This is a genomic window from uncultured Sulfitobacter sp., from assembly GCF_947500075.1.
Taxonomy (GTDB): domain Bacteria; phylum Pseudomonadota; class Alphaproteobacteria; order Rhodobacterales; family Rhodobacteraceae; genus Sulfitobacter.
The window spans coordinates 153,892-176,632 of the sequence record NZ_CANMQS010000006.1 but is presented as its reverse complement, the minus strand read 5'-3'; the positions used below and the strand labels follow the sequence as shown (position 1 = coordinate 176,632).

General features: G+C 60.9%; 23 protein-coding genes. 12 read left to right on the top strand and 11 right to left on the bottom strand.

Annotated features, from left to right (window positions below):
- Window positions 1–53 precede the first annotated feature (53 nt).
- From leuB to Q1A91_RS18475, 8 genes are all read right to left on the bottom strand, one after another.
- Window positions 54–1,160 carry a 3-isopropylmalate dehydrogenase gene (gene leuB / locus Q1A91_RS18510; protein ID WP_299881087.1) on the bottom strand — a complete coding sequence of 369 codons (1,107 nt, stop codon included), beginning with the start codon at window positions 1,158–1,160 and terminating at the stop codon, window positions 54–56.
- A gap of 64 nt (window positions 1,161–1,224) precedes the next feature.
- Window positions 1,225–2,223: an endonuclease/exonuclease/phosphatase family protein gene (locus Q1A91_RS18505; protein WP_299881083.1), complete on the bottom strand. Its 999-nt coding sequence runs from the start codon at window positions 2,221–2,223 to the stop codon at window positions 1,225–1,227.
- Window positions 2,220–3,056: a hypothetical protein gene (locus tag Q1A91_RS18500; protein ID WP_299881040.1), complete on the bottom strand. Its 837-nt coding sequence runs from the start codon at window positions 3,054–3,056 to the stop codon at window positions 2,220–2,222. The genes Q1A91_RS18505 and Q1A91_RS18500 overlap by 4 nt, the downstream gene beginning before the upstream one ends.
- Before the next feature lie 329 nt (window positions 3,057–3,385).
- The gene (gene leuD / locus Q1A91_RS18495) at window positions 3,386–3,991 is read right to left on the bottom strand and encodes a 3-isopropylmalate dehydratase small subunit (protein WP_299881036.1); all 606 of its coding nucleotides are present in this window, start codon (window positions 3,989–3,991) and stop codon (window positions 3,386–3,388) included.
- Between the two features lie 117 nt (window positions 3,992–4,108).
- Window positions 4,109–5,512, bottom strand: coding sequence for a 3-isopropylmalate dehydratase large subunit (gene leuC / locus Q1A91_RS18490; RefSeq protein ID WP_299881033.1), 1,404 nt, complete (start codon window positions 5,510–5,512; stop codon window positions 4,109–4,111).
- Between the two features lie 70 nt (window positions 5,513–5,582).
- Window positions 5,583–5,705: a hypothetical protein gene (locus tag Q1A91_RS18485; RefSeq protein WP_299881030.1), complete on the bottom strand. Its 123-nt coding sequence runs from the start codon at window positions 5,703–5,705 to the stop codon at window positions 5,583–5,585.
- Between the two features lie 124 nt (window positions 5,706–5,829).
- A complete protein-coding gene (locus Q1A91_RS18480) occupies window positions 5,830–6,183 on the bottom strand; it encodes a hypothetical protein (RefSeq protein ID WP_299881028.1) in 354 nt (117 codons plus the stop codon).
- A gap of 72 nt (window positions 6,184–6,255) precedes the next feature.
- Entirely contained in the window at window positions 6,256–6,948 is a 693-nt protein-coding gene (locus Q1A91_RS18475) for a DUF599 domain-containing protein (protein ID WP_299881026.1), read from the bottom strand.
- A gap of 80 nt (window positions 6,949–7,028) precedes the next feature.
- Between Q1A91_RS18475 and Q1A91_RS18470 the strand changes: the two genes are divergently transcribed.
- The 5 genes from Q1A91_RS18470 (at window position 7,029) to Q1A91_RS18450 (ending at window position 12,487) form a co-directional block, all read left to right on the top strand.
- Complete coding sequence (locus tag Q1A91_RS18470; protein WP_299881023.1) at window positions 7,029–8,471, top strand: FAD-linked oxidase C-terminal domain-containing protein; 1,443 nt, start codon at window positions 7,029–7,031, stop codon at window positions 8,469–8,471.
- A 19-nt stretch (window positions 8,472–8,490) separates the two neighbouring features.
- Window positions 8,491–9,630, top strand: coding sequence for an FAD-binding protein (locus Q1A91_RS18465; RefSeq protein ID WP_299881020.1), 1,140 nt, complete (start codon window positions 8,491–8,493; stop codon window positions 9,628–9,630).
- Window positions 9,630–10,976 (top strand): glycolate oxidase subunit GlcF, encoded by a 1,347-nt coding sequence (gene glcF, locus Q1A91_RS18460; RefSeq protein ID WP_299881017.1) that lies wholly within the window; start codon window positions 9,630–9,632, stop codon window positions 10,974–10,976. Before Q1A91_RS18465 ends, glcF begins: the two co-directional genes overlap by 1 nt.
- Before the next feature lie 93 nt (window positions 10,977–11,069).
- The gene (locus tag Q1A91_RS18455; RefSeq protein WP_299881393.1) at window positions 11,070–11,858 is read left to right on the top strand and encodes a trypsin-like serine protease; all 789 of its coding nucleotides are present in this window, start codon (window positions 11,070–11,072) and stop codon (window positions 11,856–11,858) included.
- Between the two features lie 158 nt (window positions 11,859–12,016).
- Window positions 12,017–12,487: an Hsp20 family protein gene (locus Q1A91_RS18450; RefSeq protein ID WP_299881014.1), complete on the top strand. Its 471-nt coding sequence runs from the start codon at window positions 12,017–12,019 to the stop codon at window positions 12,485–12,487.
- A 228-nt stretch (window positions 12,488–12,715) separates the two neighbouring features.
- Here the strand turns inward: Q1A91_RS18450 and Q1A91_RS18445 are convergent, their stop codons facing one another.
- Together Q1A91_RS18445 and Q1A91_RS18440 are read right to left on the bottom strand one after the other, a co-directional pair.
- Window positions 12,716–14,608 carry a VWA domain-containing protein gene (locus Q1A91_RS18445; RefSeq protein ID WP_299881011.1) on the bottom strand — a complete coding sequence of 631 codons (1,893 nt, stop codon included), beginning with the start codon at window positions 14,606–14,608 and terminating at the stop codon, window positions 12,716–12,718.
- Complete coding sequence (locus tag Q1A91_RS18440; protein WP_299881008.1) at window positions 14,605–15,138, bottom strand: RNA polymerase sigma factor; 534 nt, start codon at window positions 15,136–15,138, stop codon at window positions 14,605–14,607. The genes Q1A91_RS18445 and Q1A91_RS18440 overlap by 4 nt, the downstream gene beginning before the upstream one ends.
- Before the next feature lie 77 nt (window positions 15,139–15,215).
- Here Q1A91_RS18440 and Q1A91_RS18435 point away from each other — a divergent pair, with 77 nt between their 5' ends.
- On the top strand, window positions 15,216–15,860 hold the full coding sequence (locus Q1A91_RS18435) for a hypothetical protein (RefSeq protein WP_299881005.1): 645 nt from the start codon (window positions 15,216–15,218) through the stop codon (window positions 15,858–15,860).
- Between the two features lie 49 nt (window positions 15,861–15,909).
- Here Q1A91_RS18435 and Q1A91_RS18430 read toward each other — a convergent pair whose 3' ends face one another.
- Window positions 15,910–17,382 carry an NAD-dependent succinate-semialdehyde dehydrogenase gene (locus Q1A91_RS18430; RefSeq protein ID WP_299881002.1) on the bottom strand — a complete coding sequence of 491 codons (1,473 nt, stop codon included), beginning with the start codon at window positions 17,380–17,382 and terminating at the stop codon, window positions 15,910–15,912.
- A gap of 106 nt (window positions 17,383–17,488) precedes the next feature.
- Here Q1A91_RS18430 and Q1A91_RS18425 point away from each other — a divergent pair, with 106 nt between their 5' ends.
- From Q1A91_RS18425 to Q1A91_RS18405, 6 genes are all read left to right on the top strand, one after another.
- On the top strand, window positions 17,489–18,277 hold the full coding sequence (locus Q1A91_RS18425; protein ID WP_299880999.1) for an alpha/beta hydrolase: 789 nt from the start codon (window positions 17,489–17,491) through the stop codon (window positions 18,275–18,277).
- 17 nt (window positions 18,278–18,294) lie between these two features.
- Entirely contained in the window at window positions 18,295–19,509 is a 1,215-nt protein-coding gene (locus tag Q1A91_RS18420; RefSeq protein WP_299880996.1) for an MFS transporter, read from the top strand.
- Between the two features lie 126 nt (window positions 19,510–19,635).
- Window positions 19,636–20,712, top strand: coding sequence for a hypothetical protein (locus Q1A91_RS18415; protein WP_299880993.1), 1,077 nt, complete (start codon window positions 19,636–19,638; stop codon window positions 20,710–20,712).
- 223 nt (window positions 20,713–20,935) lie between these two features.
- Window positions 20,936–21,202 (top strand): hypothetical protein, encoded by a 267-nt coding sequence (locus Q1A91_RS18410; protein WP_299880990.1) that lies wholly within the window; start codon window positions 20,936–20,938, stop codon window positions 21,200–21,202.
- 4 nt (window positions 21,203–21,206) lie between these two features.
- Window positions 21,207–21,488, top strand: coding sequence for a type II toxin-antitoxin system RelE/ParE family toxin (locus Q1A91_RS23715; protein WP_367278694.1), 282 nt, complete (start codon window positions 21,207–21,209; stop codon window positions 21,486–21,488).
- Window positions 21,481–22,608, top strand: a complete 1,128-nt coding sequence (locus tag Q1A91_RS18405; protein WP_299880987.1) for a hypothetical protein — start codon at window positions 21,481–21,483, stop codon at window positions 22,606–22,608. Before Q1A91_RS23715 ends, Q1A91_RS18405 begins: the two co-directional genes overlap by 8 nt.
- Window positions 22,609–22,741: the final 133 nt, after the last annotated feature.

Genomic DNA, 22,741 nt, shown 5'->3' with positions numbered 1-22,741 from the left:
AAGTCGGTCATGCCGGTATTGCGGGGCCACCCCCTATGATCTGAAAACTGATTTCAGAGGCTGTTGTCCAAGGCCGCCAGGATCGCATCGCCCATCTGCGTGGTAGAGATCGGCGTGCCGCCCTCCGGCCCCATCAGATCAGCGGTGCGTGCACCGTCTGCGAGTACCTTCTCAACCGCTCTTTCCAATCGCGTCGCTTCTTCCCCTTCATCAAAGGAATAGCGCAGTGCCATTGCAAAGCTGAGGATGCAGGCGATCGGATTGGCTTTGCCCTGCCCGGTGATGTCCGGGGCGGAGCCGTGCACGGGTTCATAAAGCGCCTTCGGGCGGCCATCTGCATTTGGCGCACCAAGGGAGGCAGAAGGCAGCATGCCCAGGGAACCGGTGAGCATCGCGGCGCAATCGGACAGGATGTCACCAAAGAGGTTGTCGGTCAGGATCACGTCGAACTGCTTGGGCGCGCGGACCAACTGCATGGCACCATTGTCGGCATACATGTGGCTCAACTCAACACCCGGATAGTCGGTGTCGTGCACCTTTTGCACAACCTCACGCCAGAGGATGCCGCTTTCCATCACGTTGGCCTTTTCCATGGAACAGACCTTGTTCCCGCGACGGCGCGCCAGTTCAAAGGCGGAGCGCGCGACGCGGTCAATCTCGCTCTCGGTGTAACGCTGGGTGTTGATGCCGACCCGCTCATTGCCTTCCTCGATGATGCCGCGCGGCTCTCCGAAATAAACGCCGGAGGTCAGCTCGCGCACGATCATGATGTCGAGGCCTGCAATCAGCTCTTTCTTGAGCGAGGAGAAATCTGCCAGTGCGTCAAAACACTGCGCCGGGCGCAGGTTGGAAAACAGGTCCATCTCCTTGCGCAGGCGCAAAAGGCCGCGTTCGGGTTTGACGGAGAAATCCAGATCGTCGTATTTCGGCCCGCCTACAGCGCCCAGCAGCACCGCGTCCGCTTCCAGCGCTTTGGCCATCGTGTCGTCATGCAGGGGCGTGCCGTGCGCGTCATAGGCCGCACCGCCGACCAGATCGTGGGAAACATCAAAGGCCAGATCGCGCTTTGCGCCGAACCAGTCGATCACCCTTGTGACCTGCCCCATGACTTCGGGTCCGATACCGTCGCCGGCAAGGATAAGCAGTGTTGGATTGGCCATGGGATGCTCCTGAAAAATCTATCAGGGGCGGGGTAGCGTGACCGGGGCGGAGGGTCAAGAAGGGCTACTTTGTCAGGTCCACCCAGACCAGGCTGTGGCGGCTCGCTTCAGGGTTGATTGGCATGACCTGCGCGCCTGTGATCTGCCAGTCGCGTGAGGGCAGAACGTAATCCACGCGCATCGGGCCGGTTTGGCTCCACGTGACCGTGGGCTGGTCTGGCAGCGGGTCTTGCAGCATGGGATGGGCCAGTAGGTTCTGAATGGCAATGCTGCGGCCATCGCCCTTGGCGGGATCAAGGTTGGCATCGCCTGTCAGGACAAAGGGCTTTTTTGGCACCACGTCCAAGCGTCCCTCCAGAAGATGGATCCAGAAGATCACCTCGTCATGGTTGCGCTTGCCGTTGCGGTCTTCGGGACCATCAAAAACCGGGGGGCTGGCGTGGAAGGTCATCAACTGGATGCGTCCCAATGTGGGATGCTCCAGTGGGATGATCCAATGACCGTGGGAGGACAGCCGCTGGATCGATTGCGCCTCAGCACTCGGGAACGGCCCGGCTTCGGTCTGCGGCAACAGCGCGCCCGGCAGATCGCGCCAGAGCAGGGTCGAGAAGTCATCGATGTCTTCACCTGCTATCGGTAATTTGGAAAGGATTGCCATGCTGCCAGCGCCATAGAAGCGGCCATAGCCTTGGGCGTCCCCTGCGCCACCGGGTTTTCCATCGCCGTCCATGTCCAGATCGGTCTGCAACCCGGCATTGGGTGGCCCTGCGAAGTGGTAAGGATAGGGCGAACCCCGGTCGCTGAGGGCTTTGGCAAAGGCTTCAAGGGCGGCGTTGCCAAGATCATAGTCAAACCCTTGCAGGGTGATAACATCCGCGTCCGCCTGTTGGAGGGTATCCAGAACCGCATTGACCTGCGGATCGTCCCCCTTGCGGATGTCGCGCAGCAGAAGGCCGGGGCCCTTGCGGCTGAGTTCGGTGTTGAATGTGGCGATGCGTAGCGTCTCAGCGGTTGCAGGAAGCGCAATCAGACAGAGTAAAAGTGCCGTGCAGAACTGTCTCAAGCGGCTTGAAAGTCGCCCTCGCCCTGCGCTTCGGCGTCTGCGTAGGCACGACGGCGTTTGTCGAGGATCATATCCGCGACCCGGCCCATGGCGATGCCGCGCATGATCATACTGGCAGGTAGGAAGGCCCAAGCGCTGAGTGTCCAGATGAGGGTTTGCGGGTTTTGCAATGTGATCGGGTCTATCAGATCAGCAGCCGCCTTGACCACTGCGGGAATGACAAAAGGCAGCAGGAAACCAAGGGCGATGTTGATCCGCGCATCACGCTGCAAACGTTGCAGGACATCACCGCCTGCGGTCGGGTCAAACAGCGGCAGGTTGACCCACACGTTGAAGGCACCGCCCCGTGCAGGCCAGCCCAGAACGCGGACCAGAAACAAGAAAGCGGTCATGGTGACCAGAGAGATCAGATAGGCCAGACCAGCCGAAGTGCGCACAGAATCCACCAGTGCTGTACTGGCTTCAGCGGGCAGCATGAGAACCACCAGCCGCACAGGTGAGTAGGGGAAATCAATCGCATTGCCCAGGATCGTGCCAATGGACGCGAGCGCGTTGGTCATTGGTGTCGGGTCGGTCTCCCCCTTGATGATAAGGCTCAGCATGACCACCGTGACCAGCAGCGCGAGGTACCGCAGGCGGTTGAACGGTGGGGCATCGCGGAACTCAACGATGCTGGGGAAATTGGAGTTGTACTCAACGAAGGTGAGGAAAGCGGCAAGGAGAGCCACAAGCACGGTGATCTGGGTGGAATCCGCTGCGACGCCGGGCAACAGCAAAGCAGGCGTTGCAATCAGCAACGCCACCAACAACCCGCGCACGGCTGCGCCTGTCATCCGTCCAATCACGTATCTACCCTTCCAAACTGGTCAGCCACGATACGTTGCCGTGTGCTTGTCCCAACTTGTTGCCTCCAAGCGGTATGGAGGGCTGCCTCAATTCTGCCCAATTTGTGCCTTCTTTCGTCACATTCCTCAAGTGCGTTGGTTAATAAGACGAAAGGTATGGGGCGATTTGATGGAGAGGGTGGTGCGTTCTTGCATCAACAAAAAGGCGAATTGATGGCAGAACGCAAGATGTTGTGGGCACCTCCGCAGTGCCCACAATAATTTCTAAAAATCAGCGACTTATGCGCCCATTTTTTCTGCAATTTCTTTGCGCAGACTTACACCCACGGGCGGCTTTGTGCCGCTGCGGCCTCGAAACTGTCGATGGAAGCGGCCTTTTCCATGGTCAGACCGATGTCATCAAGGCCGTTCATCAGGCAATGCTTCTTGAACGCATCTACTTCGAAGCTGAAAACCTCACCGTCGGATGTGGTCACAGTTTGTGCGTCAAGGTCGATTGAGACGCGGGCGTTCGCCCCTTTTTCGGCATCCTTCATGATCACATCGACCTGTTCCTGGGGCAGGGCGATGGGCAGAATGCCGTTCTTGAAGCAGTTATTGTAGAAGATATCGGCGTAGCTGGGCGCGATAACGCAGCGGATGCCGAAGTCCTTGATCGCCCAGGGGGCGTGTTCGCGGGAGGAACCACAGCCGAAGTTATCGCCGGCGACGAGGATTTCAGCGTCGCGATACTGGGTTTTGTTCAGCACGAAATCGGGGATCTCATTGCCGTCGTCATCGTAGCGCATTTCGTCAAACAGGTTCACCCCAAGGCCGGAGCGCTTGATGGTTTTGAGGAACTGTTTGGGGATGATCATATCGGTGTCGATGTTGATCAGGGGCATCGGCGCTGCAATGCCGGTGAGAGTGTCGAATTTGTCCATTCTAGGGGACTCCTAAGGTCGGGCCACAAGATGTTGATGTGGTAAGATTTTGTTAAGTGTCACAGGCTGTGCACAAACTGTACACAACCTGTACACCGGCAACGTACGTTGCGTGATTTACATCAGCTCCCGCACATCTGTTAACTTTCCGGTCACCGCCGCAGCGGCCGCCATTGCTGGCGACATCAGATGCGTCCGACCACCGCGGCCCTGACGGCCTTCGAAGTTGCGGTTGGAGGTCGCGGCACAGCGTTCGCCGGGTTGCAGCTGATCGGGGTTCATCGCCAGACACATCGAACACCCTGCCAGACGCCACTCAAAACCGGCTTCCTTGAAGATGTCGGCAAGCCCTTCCTCCTCGGCCTGTGCGCGGACAAGGCCGGAACCGGGAACGACCATCGCGCGCTTCACGGCGATCTTCTTGCCCTTGAGGATATCCGCAGCGGCGCGCAGATCCTCGATCCGGCCGTTGGTGCAGGAGCCGATGAACACGGTGTCGATTTCAATATCAGCCAGCGGTGTGCCGGAGGTCAGGCCCATGTATTCGAGCGCGCGTTCCGCCGCACCAACCTTGCCGCCTTCGAAGTCGCTGGCGGCGGGGACGTTGGCGGTGATGGGCAGCACGTCTTCGGGGGAGGTGCCCCATGTGACAACCGGCGCGATGTCTTCGCCCTTGATGGTGATCACCTTGTCCCACGCGGCGTCATCGTCGGAGTAGAGGGTCTTCCACCATTCCATCGCGGCTTCCCACTGGGCACCCTTGGGCGCGTGGGGGCGGCCCTTGCAATATTCGAACGTCTTTTCATCCGGTGCGATCAGGCCCGCACGTGCACCGCCTTCGATGGCCATGTTGCAGACGGTCATGCGCCCTTCCATGGACAGGTCGCGGATTGCTTCACCGCAATACTCAATCACATAGCCGGTGCCGCCTGCCGTGCCGGTGACGCCGATGACGGACATGGTGATGTCCTTGGCGGTGACGCCGGGGCGGAGTTTGCCGGTGATTTCGACCTTCATGTTCTTGGACTTTTGCTGGATCAGCGTTTGCGTGGCCAGAACGTGTTCCACCTCGGAGGTGCCGATGCCGTGCGCCAGTGCGCCAAAGGCACCGTGGGTCGCGGTATGGCTGTCGCCGCAGACGACGGTCATGCCGGGCAGGGTCCAGCCCTGTTCGGGTCCGACGATGTGCACGATGCCCTGACGGATGTCGGACACAGGATAGTAGTGAATGCCAAAGTCCTTGGCGTTCTTGTCGAGCGCTTCGACCTGCACGCGGCTGTCTTCGGTCATGGTCGCGGCGTTTGCGCGGTCCAGCGTGGTGGGCACGTTATGGTCCGGCACGGCGATGGTCTTGTCCGGCGCGCGCACGGTGCGGCCTGTCATGCGCAGCCCTTCGAAGGCTTGCGGGCTGGTCACTTCGTGCACCAGATGGCGGTCGATATACAGAAGGCAGGTGCCGTCCTCAGCCTCATGGGCGAGGTGGGCATCCCAGATTTTATCATAGAGCGTTTTAGGGGACATTGGTGTCTCTCATTTCGATGGAATGTCAGCAGAAAGGCGCAGTGGTGCCGGGGGCACCGTCAGGGTCTGATCAGGATTGCGCGCGCAGTTGCGCAAAGAGGGTAAAGAACCGCTCCAGCAGGCGGGCGTGATCGCCGATATCAAACACTTGTGTCATGGGGCTGCAATAGCACCCCGTGGGCCTGTCTATCAAGGGTGGAACGTGGGGGGTGCGCAGGGGAGAGACACTGGCCTGCCCGGCCATCCTCGGCTCACGGTCATCCGGATTGCAACAGCGGCGAGGGTCGCACCGAAGATCCGGTTGATCGGTGTGGTGATCAGGGCAGTTTGTACTGCATCACGCCGGAGGACCAGCCGCCGCGCGAATCGCTGGCTTGAATGCCCACGGTGCCCAGGCCTTCGGGGATGGAAACGCCGGACAGCGACCGGGTAAAGGGTTGTTCGTTGACATGCGGGTGGGCCAGTTTGCGCAGGCCAAGCACAGCGCCGTTGGCGTCCAGGATACGCCAGCCGTCGGCATAGTCGTCCCAGCCGGTATCGCCATGGCTGAGGGTGACGTCAAAGGTCCATGAACCCCCAGATTTCTTGGCTTTCACGTCATTGATGACAGGAGGATCCCCGAAAACGGGGGCCGCGCAAAGGGCAAAGGCAATAGTGGTTCGTAGCAACATGACAGACACTCTGAATTGAAAACATGGCGTAAATGCGCCGGATGTTATGTAAATAGCATATAACTTGCCGGTTTACGTTTCCAATAGCACCTCACGGGATCGGGAAGCGAATTCCCGCCGCCAGATGACGATCAGCGTGATCAGCGTTGTGCCAAGCAGCGGCAGCGCGCCGGCCAGCCAGGCGACAGAGGCGAGGCCGAAGTAGACGGCGCGCAGGCCGCGGTTGAAGCTGCGCGCGGCGGCGACGTTCAGTTCGGCGGCTTTATGGGCCATGCGGGGGGCGTTTGGGTCTTTGGGGTCATTGGGCACGGCGGCCATCAGGACCGAACAATATCCAAACAATCGGTTGGACCACAGGAACTTCAAAAACCCGTTGGTCAGAAAGAACACCACCAGCAAGATTTTGATTTCCCAAACGATTTTCGGGTGCATGGTGGAGATCAACTCCTCTGCCACGCCAGAAAGGCTTTCGGTGTTGCCGATCAGGGCAAGGCAGCCGCCAATTGCGATCACGCAGGTGGATGCCAGAAACGACGTGCCCTGCCGCAGGGTCGAGATGGTCTGGGCATCGAAGATGCGCGGCTCGCGCGTGATCATCTGGCGCATCCATTCGCGCCGATACTCCGCCATTATTTTGGAGACGGACTGCTTTTTCGCGCTAGGATGCTCAATGCGCCAGCCCATCGCCAGCCAGACCACGATTATCGTCGTGATGGCGACAAAATCGAGGGGCGAAAACAGGGTCAGGCGGTCAAGCAGGGTCATGGCGCGTTCTTAGGGTCTGCGGATAGAACTTGCCAGCCCGCAAAATTGGTAATATTATTTTACCAAAGAGGAGATGCACGATGGAAATGCCACGCCCCGATCCCGCCATTCTGGCGCGCAAGGCCCGCGTCGTTGCGCGCCTGCAAGAGGTCCTGCCCGATGACGCCGTGATTCACGACGTGGCAGAGACCAAGGCCTATGAGTGTGACGGGCTGGCGGCCTACCGCTGCCCGCCGATGGTGGCGGTCCTGCCGCGCGACACCGAAGAAGTGTCCGCCGTCCTGCGCATTTGCCATGAGGAAGGCGTACCCGTGGTGCCGCGCGGGTCGGGCACATCGCTGGCCGGTGGGGCGTTGCCCACAGCCGACAGTGTGATCCTGGGTGTGGCGCGCATGGCCGATGTGCTGGAGGTGGATTATGACGACCGGCTTATCCGGGTGCAGACGGGCCGCACCAACCTGAGTGTCACAGGTGCGGTTGAGGCGGACGGGTTCTTTTACGCGCCTGATCCTTCCAGCCAGTTGGCCTGCGCGATTGCGGGCAATATCGCGATGAATTCCGGCGGGGCGCATTGTCTGAAGTATGGCGTGACCACGAACAACCTGCTTGGCGTCAAGCTGGTGCTGATGGATGGCACGGTGACGGAGTTGGGTGGCGGGCATATGGATGCGGCTGGGTTGGATCTGCTCAGTCTCATCTGCGGCTCCGAAGGGCAGTTGGGCGTGGTGACGGAAGCCACATTGCGCATCCTGCCCAAGCCCGAAGGGGCACGGCCGGTGCTGATGGGCTATGACAGCAGCGAAGTGGCGGGGCAGGTGGTGAGCGACATCATCAAGGCGGGCATTCTGCCTGTGGCGATTGAGTTTATGGACCGCCCCTGCATCGAAGCCTGTGAGGCCTTTGCCAAAGCGGGCTATCCGATGTGCGAGGCGCTGCTGATCGTGGAGGTCGAAGGATCTGACGCGGAGATTGACGCGCAACTGGGTCTGATCAAGCAGATCGCCGCCAAGCATAACCCGGTTGAACTGCGCGAAGCGGCGGATGCGGAGGAAGCGGGGCGCATCTGGCTGGGGCGCAAGTCGGCCTTTGGCGCGATGGGGCAAATCAATGATTACATGTGTCTGGATGGCACGATCCCGGTGTCGGAACTGCCGCTGGTGCTGCGCCGGATTGGCGAGATGTCCAAGGAATACGGGCTGGGCGTGGCCAATGTGTTCCATGCAGGAGACGGGAACATGCACCCGCTGATCCTGTTTGACGCCAACAAGCCCGGTGATCTGGAACTGTGCGAGGCGTTTGGCGCGGATATTCTCAAGCTGTGCGTGGAAGTCGGCGGATGCCTGACTGGTGAACATGGCGTGGGGATTGAGAAGCGCGATCTGATGAACGTGCAATTCGCGCCTGAGGATATGGCCGCGCAGATGGCGGTGAAAGACGTGTTTGACCCGCAGTGGCTGCTGAACCCTGCGAAGGTTTTCCCGTTGGAGACCAGCGCCCCCCACCGGCGGGTTGCCGCAGAATAATCAAAGAAGGGGCGCCCTCATGCGACCAGAGACGGAAGACGCGGTTGCTGCGCAGATCGCGGCGGCCAAGGGTCCATTGCGGATCGAAGGCGGTGGCACACGGCCCATTGGACGGCCTGTAGACGGCGATGTGCTGTCGCTGGCGGGGCTGAGCGGGATCACCTTGTATGAACCGGGCGCGCTGACGCTTGTGGCAAAGGCCGGCACGCCGCTGGCGGAAGTGGAGGCCGCGCTGGACGCGGAGCGGCAGATGCTGGCGTTTGAGCCATCTGACATGCGGCGACTGCTGGGCACAGAGGGCGTGCCGACGATTGGCGGTGTGGTGGCGTGTAATGTGTCCGGTCCGCGCCGGGTGTCCGCGGTCGGGGCCTGTCGCGACTCGCTGCTGGGCGTGCGGTTTGTGGATGGCGCGGGCACGGTGCTGAAGAACGGTGGGCGGGTGATGAAGAACGTCACCGGCTATGATCTGACCAAGATGATGTGCGGGGCCTACGGCACGTTGGGGGCACTGACGGAAGTGTCCCTGAAGGTACTGCCGCGCCCGGATGCAGCGGTGACGGTGACGATTGCGGGTCTGGACGCGGGCCGGGCGGTTGCCGCGATGTCGGCTGCTCTGACCACGCCGTTTGAGGTGACGGGGGCGTTTTATGGGCCGTTCGGGGACGGTGGCACATTGCATCTGCGGGTGGAGGGGATGGAAGGCTCTGTCGCCTATCGCGCGGGGGCATTGGTCAAAGAGTTGGCCGCCTATGGCGCGGCGACGGTTGAGAGCGATGGGACAGCAACGCTCTGGGCCGACATCCGAGATATGGCCTATCTGGCGGAGAGTGCCTGCGTGACGCGCACAGCGCTGAGGCCCAGTCAGGCCGCGGCCTTCATCGCAGCGGTGGATGAGGGGGCTGAGGCGACGCATTACCTTGACTGGGGCGGCGGGTTGATCTGGAGCGGTCTGGATGTCGGCGCTGGTGATGCGGTCTCCGTGATGCACGGGGCGGCTGCGCGTCTGGGCGGGCATACGACGGTTGTCAAAGCACCCGAAGACCTGCGCCGCAGCGTGCCGTCGTTCCAGCCGCAGAACCCGACTGTTACGGCCTTGTCCGAAGGGCTGCGTGCGAAGTTCGATCCCCGCGGGATCCTCAACCCCGGAGTGATGACCTGATGCAGACGACCTTTACACCAGAGCAGCTCAAAGACCCCGGCACGGCGCGTGCCAATGAGATTCTGCGGGCCTGCGTGCATTGCGGGTTCTGCACGGCGACCTGTCCGACCTATCAGGTGCTGGGCGATGAATTGGACAGCCCGCGTGGGCGGATTTACCTGATCAAGGACATGCTGGAGAACGACCGCGACCCGGATGAAAAGACGGTCAAGCACATCGACCGCTGCCTGTCTTGTCTGGCCTGTATGACCACGTGCCCCTCGGGCGTGCACTACATGCATCTGGTCGACCATGCGCGGGCGTATATCGAGGAACGCTACAAACGGCCCTTCACCGACCGCGCGTTGCGCTGGGTGCTGGCGCGGGTGTTGCCCTATCCGATGCGGTTCCGGTTGGCGCTGTTGGGCGCCAAGATGGCGCGGCCCTTTGCGCGGCTGATGCCCGACGCCCGGTTGCGCGCGATGATCGAGATGGCGCCGAAGGTGATCCCGCCGGTTAGTCGCAATGATGACCCGCAGAGTTTTGCGCCCGTGGGGGCGCGCAAGAAGCGGGTGGCCTTGATGACAGGCTGTGCGCAGAAAGCGCTGAACACGGACATCAATGATGCCACCATCCGGCTGCTGACCCGGATGGGCTGTGAGGTTGTGGTGGCCGAAGGTGCGGGGTGTTGTGGGGCGCTGACGCATCACATGGGCAAAGAAGATGAGAGCCACGCGACAGCCGCGCGCAACATCAAGGCGTGGTGCGCTGAGATGGATGCAGGTGGGCTGGATGCGATTGTGATCAATACGTCCGGGTGTGGCACGACCGTGAAGGACTACGGGCATATGTTCCGCAATGATCCGCTGGCGGGGGATGCGGCGCGGGTGTCGGCGCGGGCGAAGGATATCTCCGAAGTGCTGATTGAGCTGCGCAGGGATGCTGTTGAGATGGGCGCGCCCAAAGACCCGGTGCCCGAGGGGCTGACGATTGCCTACCACGCGGCCTGTTCCTTGCAGCATGGCCAGCAGATCAAGACCTACCCGAAGGATCTGCTGAAGCAGGCGGGGTTCAAGGTGGTGGAGCCAGCAGACAGCCATTTGTGTTGTGGATCGGCAGGCACATACAACCTGATGCAGCCGGAGATTTCGGCCCAGTTGAAAGAGCGCAAGGTGAAGACGCTGGAAGCGCGCAACCCGGATATCATTGCGGCGGGCAACATCGGCTGCATGATGCAGATCGGGTCCGCCGCCGGGGTTCCGGTGGTGCATACGGTGGAATTGCTGGACTGGGCATGGGGCGGGCCAAAGCCGCCTGCCCTGAGCACAGAACAGGGTGCCTTCGATGGCGTGCCCAGATTACGGTAAACTTTTGCCTTAGTTTTGCCTCAACTTTACGGCAACTTCGGGCCATCCATTGTTCTGGGGTTTGTTGTGCTGCGTTATCTGGTACTCTTTTTGATGGCCGTCGTCCTCACGACAACGGCAACGGCGCAGGATGCGGCGCTCAAACGCCTTGATTCCGGTGTCGAAGCAGATGCCTGGGAGGCCGTGGGCCGTCTCAACATCGGCGGGACCGGGTTTTGCACGGGGGCACTGATCGCGCCGCGTCTGGTGCTGACGGCGGCGCATTGCCTGTTTGATCGCGACAGCAAAGAGCGGATCAATCCCGCTGACGTGCAGTTTCTGGCGGGCTGGCGCAATGGGCGTGCGGGTGCTTATCGCAACATCCGCCGCGCCGTGGTGCATCCTGAATACATGTATGACGGTGAAGTGTCTTCGGGCCGGGTGCGCAATGATCTGGCGTTGCTGGAACTGGAACGCCCCATCCGCAACACGACCATCACCCCGCTGGCCACCGGCGCGCGGCCCCGTCCGGGCGATTCCGTTGGCATCGTGAGTTATGCCCGCGACCGGTCAGAGGCACCAACCTTGCAAGAGGTCTGCACGGTGATCACCCAACAGGAAGGGGTGCTGGTCACCTCCTGTTCTGTTGACTTTGGATCAAGCGGCGCGCCGATTTTCACCGTGTTGAACGGCAAGGTGCATATCGTGTCGGTCGTGTCGGCCAAGGCAGAAGTGGATGGCGCGCAGGTGTCGCTGGGCACGGCGCTGGACGCGCCTTTGGCCCAGTTGCAGGCGGATCTGCTGGCAGGAAAGGGTGTCTATGACGCCTCCGGTCCGGGCCGCAAGCGGGTGCTGGTGGGCAAGGATGCGCGGGACACCGGCGCAAAGTTCGTCAAACCCTGATTGGCTCTGGCCCTTTCAAAAAGGGTCTTGAAACCCGGATTGACCCTCACCAAATACGAATTGTCCGAATGCCGCTTCAGGGTTCGGACGACACTGCAATCGGGCCTGTCCGCTGATGGAAGGTCCTGACCATAATCGCTCAAAGATGAGGATGACACATGCGTACTTTTGATTTTGCACCGCTCTACCGTTCCAGCGTCGGTTTCGACCAGATTGCCAACATGATGGACAGGGTATTGAGCAACGAGGGGACCATCCCCAGCTATCCGCCTTACAACATTGAGAAAACCGCCGATGATGCCTACCGCATCTCCATCGCGGTTGCAGGTTTCTCCGACGCTGATCTGAGCGTTGAGGTCCGTGAAAAAGCATTGATCGTCTCCGCCCGCAAAGCGGATGAGGACAAGGACAAGACATTCCTGCACCGTGGCATCGCCACGCGCGCATTTGAGCGCCGCTTCCATCTGGCCGATCATGTGCAGGTCACCGGTGCGGCCCACGCCGACGGTATGCTGCACATCGAGCTGGAGCGTCAGGTGCCTGAGGCCCTGAAACCACGCCAGATCCAGATCGCGTCTGACACGCCCTCCCTGCAAAAGGACGTTGTAGAGGCCGCTGCGGTAAACTGATCCTTTCAGTAGGTTAAGAAAAGGAAGGCCCAGTGCAGGACACTGGGCCTTTCTTGTTTGTGGATCGCCGCGCTCCTGCTCTTCCAAATGGTTCAAAAACCCCCGCGGAGCGTTAAAATCTCTTCTGGACCATCAAAAGAGATTCCAGACCTCCGGTGGGGTTTTTAGAACCATTTGGAAGCTGCTGCGCGGGTGTGCCGTGTCCTGACTGTCAGGACAGGCGGCAGATCATTGTGCCGAGAGGCTTTGCGCCAGCCGCATCAGCTGGATGGCCTCGGCCCGGCTGCCGTAGGGGTCTGCGCCTTTGGTTGCGGTGGCCAGTGCGATGGCGTCGGCATAGCTCCAGTCGCCCACATAGGTGCCGCCGCGCAGCAGTTGGCCGAAGCCAGCGATGGCGGCTGCGAAGGATGCGGGCGCTGAGGCGCCAGTGGTGATCGGGGTTTCGATCAGGGCGCTGTCCGCATCGCCGGGCGTCTTGTAGCGCAGGCGCAGGAAGGCGAGTTCATCGCTTGGGGCTGTCGCGTTGTCGCCATTGCCATAGCGCAGCGGGTCAGAAAGCTGCGCGGGGGAGCCTGTCGGCGTGAGTTCATAGAGGGCCGTCACCTGATGCCCTGCGCCAATGTCGCCTGCATCCACGCGGTCGTTGTTGAAATCCTCCCGGCGCAAGCTCCGGGTTTCATAGCCGATCAGGCGGTATTCCGACACGGTGGCGGGATTGAACTCAACCTGTATCTTGACGTCATTGGCGATGGGGAAAAGCGCGCCGGTGAGTTGGTCAACCAGCACTTTCTGCGCTTCGGACAGCGTGTCGATATAGGCGGCTTGCCCGTTCCCGTTCTGCGCCAGCGCCTGCATCGTGGCGTCATCCAGATTGCCACGACCAAAGCCCAGCACGCTGAGGTAGGTGCCGGTGTCGCGTTTGTCGGCGATGTAGGTTTTCAGTGCGTCGGGGTCGGAAAGCCCGACGTTGAAATCGCCGTCGGTGGCCAGGATCACGCGGTTGACTTCACCCTCCGCGCGCATCGCATCGGCGGTGGCGTAGGCCTGTTGCAGGCCTGCTTGCCCAGCGGTGGAGCCGCCTGCATCCAGCAGGTTGAGCGCTGCGAGGATCGTGCTGCGTTCTGACGCCTTGGTGGGGGCGAGGACTTCGCCTGCGCTGCCGGCATAGGTGACGATGGCGACTTCATCCTCGGGGCGCAGCTGGCTCAGCATCAGGCGGAAGCTCTGTTTGAGCAGGGGCAGTTTGTCGGGGCTGTTCATGGAGCCAGACGTGTCGATGAGGAACACAAGGTTCAGCGGCGGGCGGTCCGCGACGGCGGGCATGTCGCCTTGCAGGGCGATGTGCAGCAGTTGGGTGTCAGGGTTCCACGGGGTTTGCGTGACCGAGACGGTTGGTTGGAAGGCGGTGCCTGCCTCAGGTGCGGCATAGTCGTAGGTGAAGTAATTCACCATTTCCTCGATCCGCACGGCGTCTTGTGGGGGCATCATGCCGCCTGTGAGGGCGCGGCGGATGACCGCGTAGGACGCAGTGTCCACGTCGATGGAGAAGGTTGAGACGGGCGTTTCCGCCGTGATCTGTACTGGGTTTGCCGGGGCATTGGCGAAGGTTTCGGTGTTGGATTCGGGGAGCGCGATGGGCGCGTCTTGGTCCAGCGCGATGCCGGAAACCGCCTTGCGGCTGCGTGTTGCGGCCAGCGGGGCGGCTGCGATTTCGGCTTCCAGCATGGGTTCTGTGGGTTCGACCATAAACGGGATGTCGGCAAACGGTTCGTCCTCGATGGCTGGCTCAACAACCGGGATTGCTTCGTTGCGGCTCTCAAGCCCTCCGGGCAGACGCAGGTTGTCACGCATCGGCGTGACCATAACGAGGCCGACGGCCACCAGGGCAGTCGAGGCAGTGAGACCGGCGCGTGATGAGACAAGATTGGAAAACATGTGAACTACTCCTGAAAAGACGCCCCGTTTCGGGCGATCAGAAGTAGGACGCGCGGCGGTCCGCGATCCTTGGAGCGCATCGAAGTTTTTTTGCGCAAGGGCGATGTTTTCTGCACGGCGCGCCGGGTCAGGACGGGGCGTGGCCGCGTCCATGAGAGATTTGAGATCGTCGAGGTCGTCGCTCATTGCTCTTCCTCCTTGCGCTTTTGTTTGAGGTGTTTCTTGGCCTCGGAGATGCGCCAGCTGATGGTGCCTTCGGAGACGTTCAGGATGTCGGCGGCAGCGGCGTGGGTCATGTCATCCAGCACCAGCGCCAGCGTGTCGCGCAAGTCGGGAGGCAGGCTGCGCATTGCGGTGGTCAGCCAGTCGACGGCTTCAGCCGCTTCATCATCTCCCGCCCGTCGGTTCACTTCCCAATCGCCCCAGCCGTCAGCGGCCTTTGCATGGCTGGCCTGTTTGCGGCGGCGGTCGTGGGCGGCATTGACCGCGATCCGGTAGAGCCATGTGGTGAACGCCGCTTCTGCCCGGTAGCTGCGCAGCTTGGCGGGCAGGGCGGCGCAGATGTCCTGGGTCAGGTCTTCGGCCTCTGCCTGCGCGCCGGTCAGGCGGAAACACAGGCGGAACAGCCGGTCGTATTGCCGCTCCAGCAGGGTGGCGAAAGCGGTTCTGTCACCATCTGCGGCGGCCTGCGCAAGGCTGTTATCACTGGTTTCCATAAGCACTACAGGAGTATGACGGGGCTGAATGGTCAATCCTTGGCGGTTGATCACATTTTTTTGGGAAGGTGGGTGCAATGGGCGAGGTTTCGATTTGGCAGTGGGCGGTGACCGACGATCTGGGCGCGTTGTTCACACGGCTTGTTGCGGCGGATGCGGACGGTTTTGCGCGGATCGCTGCGGAGGGCGTGTCCGGCAAACGGCTTGCGGATATGGCCGCAGCAACAGAAGCCAAGATGCGCGAGATGGGCCTGCCGGAGGCGGAGCTGGCGACCATACTCAAAGGGTTGGAGGCGATGCTGGAAGAGGAGGAGGCTTGGGCAGAGGTCGCAGCGGCGGAGGGCACGCCGGAGGTTGGGCTGGCGACGTCGCACATGTTCTTTGAGGACCCCCATGCGTCGATCGACCATGAGGAGCGGGAGGCACAGGTCGCTGAGTTGTTCGGGCGCTACAAGGCGGCTGCGGCACAGGCGATTGGCCTGCCCGGACAGGGGTTGGCGGAGGCGCTTGGTGTCACCCTCAAGCAGCTCTACCGTGCCGAAGATGCGGATGCGCTGATCGACACAGGGTTGGACCCGCGCAGCTGGGTCTGGGCTGGTGCGGGTGTCGTTTACACGCTCAACCAGTGGCAGGAGGACAACGAGTTACCGATTGACCTGACCTTTGCGCGGATGCCTGTGGAGGCGTTCAATGCGGTGAGGGCGGCGGTGCAGAGTGCATGAAAAAGGGCCGCTGCGATGCGCGGCCCTTTGATGTGGTGGTGGTGTCGGATCAGACCGACATGCAGATGTATTTCATCTCAAGATAGTCTTCGATCCCGTGGTGGGAGCCTTCGCGGCCAAGGCCGGATTGCTTGACGCCACCGAAGGGTGCAACTTCGGTCGAGATGATGCCGGTGTTCACGCCGACGATGCCGTATTCCAGTGCCTCGGCGACCTTGTACACGCGGGAAAGGTCTTTGGCGTAGAAGTAGGAGGCGAGGCCGAAGATGGTGTCGTTCGCCATGGCGATGACTTCGTCTTCGTCGGTGAATTTGAAGAGCGGGGCGAAAGGGCCGAATGTTTCGTCCTGTGCGACCTGCATGTCCTGCGTGACGCCGGTGACGATGGTGGGGGGCAGAAAGTTGCCGTCCATCGCGCCATTGCCGCCGAGGATCACGGTGGCACCTTTGGCAACCGCGTCGTCGATGTGCTCTTTGACCTTCTCACCTGCGGCGGGGTTGATGAGGGGGCCGAGGTCGACGCCTTCTTCAAAACCGTCGCCGATTTTCATCTGGCTCACGCGCGCCTTCAGTTTCTCGGCGAAGGTGTCGTAGACGCCTGCCTGCACGTAGATGCGGTTGGCGCAGACGCAGGTCTGGCCGTTGTTGCGGAATTTGCAGAGTATCGCGCCTTCGACGGCGGCATCGAGGTCTGCATCATCAAACACGATGAACGGCGCGTTGCCGCCCAGTTCCATGGAGCATTTCATCACCTGATCAGCCGCCTGGCGCAGCAGGATGCGACCCACTTCGGTGGAGCCTGTGAAGGTGATTTTGCGCACGGCGGGGTTTTCGCAGAATTCCTTGCCAACGGCGGAGGAGGAGGAGGACGGCACCACGTTGAACACGCCTGCGGGGATGCCTGCGCGTTCGGCCAAGACACCCATGACGATGGCCGACAGCGGGGTTTCAGCGGCGGGGCGGGCGACGAAGGAACAGCCGGCAGCCAGCGCGGGGGCGGCTTTGCGGGTGATCATTGCGTTAGGGAAGTTCCATGGCGTGATGGAGGCTGCAACCCCGATGGGCTGCTTCAGCACAGTGATGCGTTTGTCGCGCTGGTGGCCGGGGATCGTCTCGCCGTAGATGCGTTTGGCTTCTTCGCCGAAGAATTCGATGAAGGACGCGCCATAGCCGATCTCACCCTTGGCTTCGGCAAGCGGTTTGCCCTGCTCTGCTGTCAGAATCGCGCCGAGGTCGTCCTGGTTGGCCATCATCAGATCGAACCATTTGCGCAGCACGCCTGCGCGTTCTTTGCCGGTCCAGCTGGCCCATTCCTTTTGCGCGGCTTCGGCCTGGGCAATGGCACCTGCCACCTGCGCGCGGCTGAGATTGGCGACCTTTGCCACCACATCGCCACGGGCGGGGTTGGTTACGTCAAAGGTGCCATCATCGCCATCGACCCACTGGCCGCCGATATAGGCGCGGGTTTCCAGCAGGCTGGGGTCTTTGAGCATGGATTTCAGATCAGTTGTCGCGTTGGTCATGAGATGTCTCCGCTTTTGTTTGTGGCACCCAAAGCAACAATGGCTATGATTGTCCAGTTCCGCTTTGCATTGTGTGGCACGCGGGCACGTCAGAAGGAGAAGACAGATGCAGCTTGATGAGGCCTACAAAAACGGTGAGTACATTGAAGGGGCTGCTGATTTTCCGCCCAGATGGGAGAAAGCTGCGGCTGCGTTTCGGGCCTCTCTGGGCGCGCGGGCGCAGGTGGGTGTGTCTTATGGACCCTCCCCGCGGCAGGTGTTTGACATGTTCATGCCCGAAGGGGTGCCGCGTGGCACGGCGGTGTTTGTGCATGGCGGCTACTGGAAGGCTTTCGACAACAGCTTTTGGTCGCATCTGGCAGCGGGGCCGCTGGCGCGGGGCTGGGCCGTGGCGATGCCGTCTTATGATCTGTGCCCGGATGTGGCGATTGGTGATATCACCCGACAGATTGCAGCGGCTGTGACCAAGGTGGCCAGCCGGACCCACGGGCCGATGGCGCTGGCGGGCCATTCGGCAGGCGGGCATCTGGTGGCGCGGATGATGGACCCGCTGGTGCTGCCTGCGGAGGTGCGCGACCGGATCGAGGCGGTTGTGCCGATCTCTCCGGTGGCGGATCTGATGCCGCTTTTGCAGACCTCGATGAATGAGATTTTCGGGCTGGATGAGGCGGCGGCACTGGCCGAAAGCCCGGTGAACATGACCCCACCGCATGGGGTCAAGGTGACCGTCTGGGTCGGCGGCGATGAGCGGCCCGCGTTTCTGGAGCAGGCGGAAGCATTGTCGCGCGCATGGGGGGCACGGCGCGTTGTGGCCGAAGGGTTGCACCACTTTGATGTGATCGATGCCTTTGGCGATCCGGACAGCGACATGATCAAGGCGCTGATCGGATCGTGAGCCTGGCCGGAACCGGTATGGCCAGAAATCTGCGGCTGTATCCGTGGTTCAAGTTCGCCCATTCGCTGCTGTTTTGGCAGGCGATCTGGTTTTTGTACTTCCAGCAAGAGGTATCGCCCGCTGCTGCGATTGCGCTTTATGCGATCTATGACATCTCCGTCACGGTTTTGGAGGTGCCGTTGGGCGTGTTGTCAGACCGGATGGGGCGCCGCCGGACGTTGATCGCAGGGGCGCTTTTTGGCGCGATGGGGGCGGTGTGTCTGGCCCTTGGAGATGGATTTGCAGTGTTTGTTCTGGGGCAAACCCTGATCGGGGCGGGGACGGCGTTTCTGTCCGGGACGGACAGTGCGACGCTCTATGAGACCCTTGCGGCCTTGGGGCGGGAGGATGAGGTGGAGGCGCAGGAAACCCGCGCGCTGCAATTCTCGCTCTGGGGGTTTGCGATTTCTGCGATCCTGGGCGGGGCGATGGCGTTGTGGTCTTATCCGGCCACGTTCTGGGCGGGTGGCATGGCGATGGGGGTCGCAATGCTGCTGGCCTGGCGGCTGACGGAGCCTCCAACCCAGCAGAGCGTTGGACCCATGATCGGGCAATTGCCCGCGCTGCGCGAGGCCTTTGGCCAGCCGGTTCTGCGCTGGATCTTTGTGCTGGCGGTGGTGATGTACGGGTTCAGCCATTTGCCGTTTGTCTTTGGCCAGCCCTTTATCGCCGCATCGCTGGCAGAGGTGGGGCTCAGGGATGAAACCCCCTTGGTGAGTGGCGTGGTTTCTGCGGTGATGATGTTGATGTCTTTCGCGGCGTCGCTCTATGCCTTGCGGCTGCGCAGGCGCCTGGGGTTGACGGGGATCTTGCTGCTGGCCTTCGGGATGCAGATCGGCCTGATCGCGGTTCTGACGCTGACGCAAAGCTGGATTGCCATTGCGGTGCTGTTCTTGCGGATCGTGCCGGATGCGCTGTCGCATCCGTTCAAGATGGGGCGCATCCAGCCGCTGCTGCGCGATGAGGTGCGGGCGACCTATGTGTCGATGCAGAACTTGGCTGGGAAGTTGGCCTTTGCCGCGTCGCTGTTCTTGGCCGCCGGGGCCGCGTCGGATGTGACGGCACTGCCTTACGGCGACATCCAGCAGATCCTGGGAGGGTACGTGGCCGCGGGTGTTCTGTTCCTGCTGGGGTTGGCTGCGACGGCCCGCCGCGCAGGTGTCAATCCGGGCCGGGCGGCTGATGGTTCATGACCCATTGCGGGGTCTTTTCAAGGCGGCTGGCTTTTGCAAGACTTGACTAAACGGTGGTGTGAGGGGATGTAAAATGCCTTCACATTGCATATATTGATGAAAAGAATAGTGAAAAGGGAGCGTTAGATGGCCAATTTGGATGCACAGGTGCGGGAATCCCAGTCGCAGGTGGCGGAGGCGCAGGGCAAGATCGCGGAACTGACGGCCCGGATCGAGACCGCGCGCGCCAAGATGAAGACGGGCGATGATGCGATGATCGACATCGAGAACGCCTCGCTTGAGGATGTGCATGCCCATACGGAAGTCATGAACGCCAATATCGCTGAGCTGATCATGGGGCTGGACGATGTGACCGCCGGGTTCAGCAAAGACTTTGATGAGATGCGCAACAAGACGGGCTGGGAGAGCTTTGTCGGTATCTTTTCGTCGGCCAAGGCGGACAGCATGCGGCAGGAACGCGTGCGCACGGCATCGATTGACGACAAGTTGCAGGATCTGATCTCGAAGTCGGATACCATTGTGCAGTTGCTGGAGGGCCAGTTGACCATGCTCGAAGAGCAGAAGGTCAAGGTGGAGGCGAACCTGACCGAAACGCTGGATGAACGGGAGTTCACGGTGGGTGAATTGGAGAGCCTGCGCAGCGATATTCAAGGCATGGATCCGGAGATCATCAAGCTGGAGAACGCCATTGCGTCAGAGACCGACGCCGCCAAGCGCACCAAGCTGGAGACGGAGTTGGCGGATGCCAACACGCGCTACAATGCGATGGTGCAGGACGAGCAGGTGAAGCTGGCCAAGAGCCAGACGCTGGAGCGGTATATCGAGAAGGGGAAGACCTGGATCGATTCACTGCAAAACCAGGCGGCGACGCAGATGGTGTTGATCAACAAGTTGCAGACAGACACCAAGCAGCGGGTTGTGCTCTATGATGCGCTGACCAAGTCACTGAAGACCGCGCAGCAGCAGGACGTGGCGCACAGGATCAACGAGATCGGCGTGCAGACGGATCAGGAAGCGCAGAGCGCCATGGCCGGGATCGGTGCGGCAACGAACGCGCGGATGGCGGAGATGATGGAGAAACACGAGGATCATATGGTCTTTGCGCGGGAGGTTTTGGAGGCGAAGGCGAAGGCGGATGAGCGGTTTGCCCGGCGGTTCCAGAAGATTATCGAGAAGCATGACAGCAATCAGTATGGGGGGTGATGGCACGTCGAAAACGCCTGAGGTTAAGACGACAACTCGTACCCGGTGGCACTACGCGAACCTGAGGTTGGTCTTTGGGATTGCGGCTGCCCTTGCAGTTGGTGCGATCTGGGTTGTCGATGCATTTGTCATGTAGGGTTATGAGCAATCCTACAGGTCTGCAATTTGACCAAATGTGCGCAATGTCATACATTGTGATACATAGCCACCAAAGGAAACGTCAATGACCACCGTACCTTTTACCATGCGCGTTGACGCGGACCTGAAAGCAGCCATCGAAGAAGAGGCCGCGCGGCAGGATGTGTCGGCCACGCAGATCGCAACGCGGGCAATTAGAACCCATTTGAATGGCCAAGCAGCGGAGCGGGTTGCAATTGAAGAAGCGATTATCGAAGCGGACAAAGGCCGATTCATCAGTGAAGAAGCCTTCACCGCTTGGGTGGAGAGTTGGGATACGGAAAACGAGCTCCCGATGCCGAAGGTCGAATGACTGAATGCGTATCAAGTATTCCGAAAGGGCGCTTCGGGACTCAGCTTGGTTTCGGCAGTATTATGGCAGTGTCTTTCCGGCGGGTCGTGAAAACGCCGCGCAAAGTCTTATCAACCTGCAAAGTCTTTTGAAGGTGCACCCGTATATAGGCCAGCGCGTGCCAAACATGGAAAGTGTTCGGAGGATGCCAATCCCAAAGACGCCATTTGTTCTCATTTACAGAGTGACTGAAACGCAGATCGAGGTGCTTAGGCTGCGCGACAGCAGGCAAGGGCGAGATGGCTGATCACACCCCGAACAAGGACCATGTCGGCCTGTCCGATACTTTCGCGTCGCGCCGGTACTTCCACAAATTCGAAGGTATCATGCAGCATATGCTGCGGGTCGCAGGCGTGATGGAAGCGGAAGGTGGGCTGACGCGGGATGAGGTGGTGATCCTCACGCGGTATGCGACCAAGCTGACGTTCACGTTTCGGGCGTTGAGCCTGAAGTATCTGTTGGTGGGGCGTGAGACGGGTCGGTTCTTTGGCTCTCTGACGATGGACGCGCGGGATTCTGGGTTTCCGGTGGCCGAAGAGATCATGACCATGGCCAATGACGCGCAGCAGGCCGCACGGCATCTGGAGGATATGCCCAGCGTTGAGGCGCTGAAGGATCAGATGGTGCATACCATTCTGAGCGACCGCAAGGTGCCGACGAAGTTGCAATTCGCGCTGTCACAACGGCTCTATTATGAGGATCTGGCGAAGGGGGAATTGTTCTGGGTACAGAATGACCCGGAAGCAGAGTGGATGGTCACCCATTCCGACGGGAGGCGCACGTTCCGGCTGCATTGGGCGAGCTATGACAGCCAGGTGAACCTGCCGGTGATCTACATGATGGAGGTGGAGGATTCCGGCGACATCGGGCTGCCCAAGGACACACGGCGGTGGCCGGAGGTGCAGGCGCATCTGAGCGCGCAGGCGCTGGGCGGATTGAAACTGCTGACCATTGCCAAGGGATTTGACGAGGATTTCGACGATCTGCACCCCAAGCGGCTGCGGCGGTTTCATCTGGGGCCGATGTACAGCCATGCGTTCACGCAGCAGGCGGGGCCGTTGCGCGAGGTCTTGGCAGAGGCACGGGCACCGAAGGGGCAGGATTGGGCGCTCGTCTGGACCGAGGAAGAGTTGGTCAGTGACCGGGTGACCCTCGAAAAATCCGGGTGGTTCTCCACGGTGGAGCGCGAGGTCTTTGCGCTTGATCCCTTTGGTGGCAAAGGCGCTGATCTGGGGGCCACGCGGGTGGAGCGGAGCATTATCTTGCCGCAGCGGCCGTATCAGGTGTTGGAGGAGAAGAACCCGCCGGGATTTGGGTCGGTTCGGAAATTTGTGGTCAGCCCCAAGGGGCGGGTGTTGCAGTATTGAGGCGCTTTGGAAAAACAAATGTATCACATGCCGACGATGTCCCGAGAGCGCGTAGCGCAGCAGGGTATCGTCGGCGCATTGTGTTTTCCGAAGCGCAATGGATTTTAGCTCTCCGAGGGGGTTTTTAGAACCA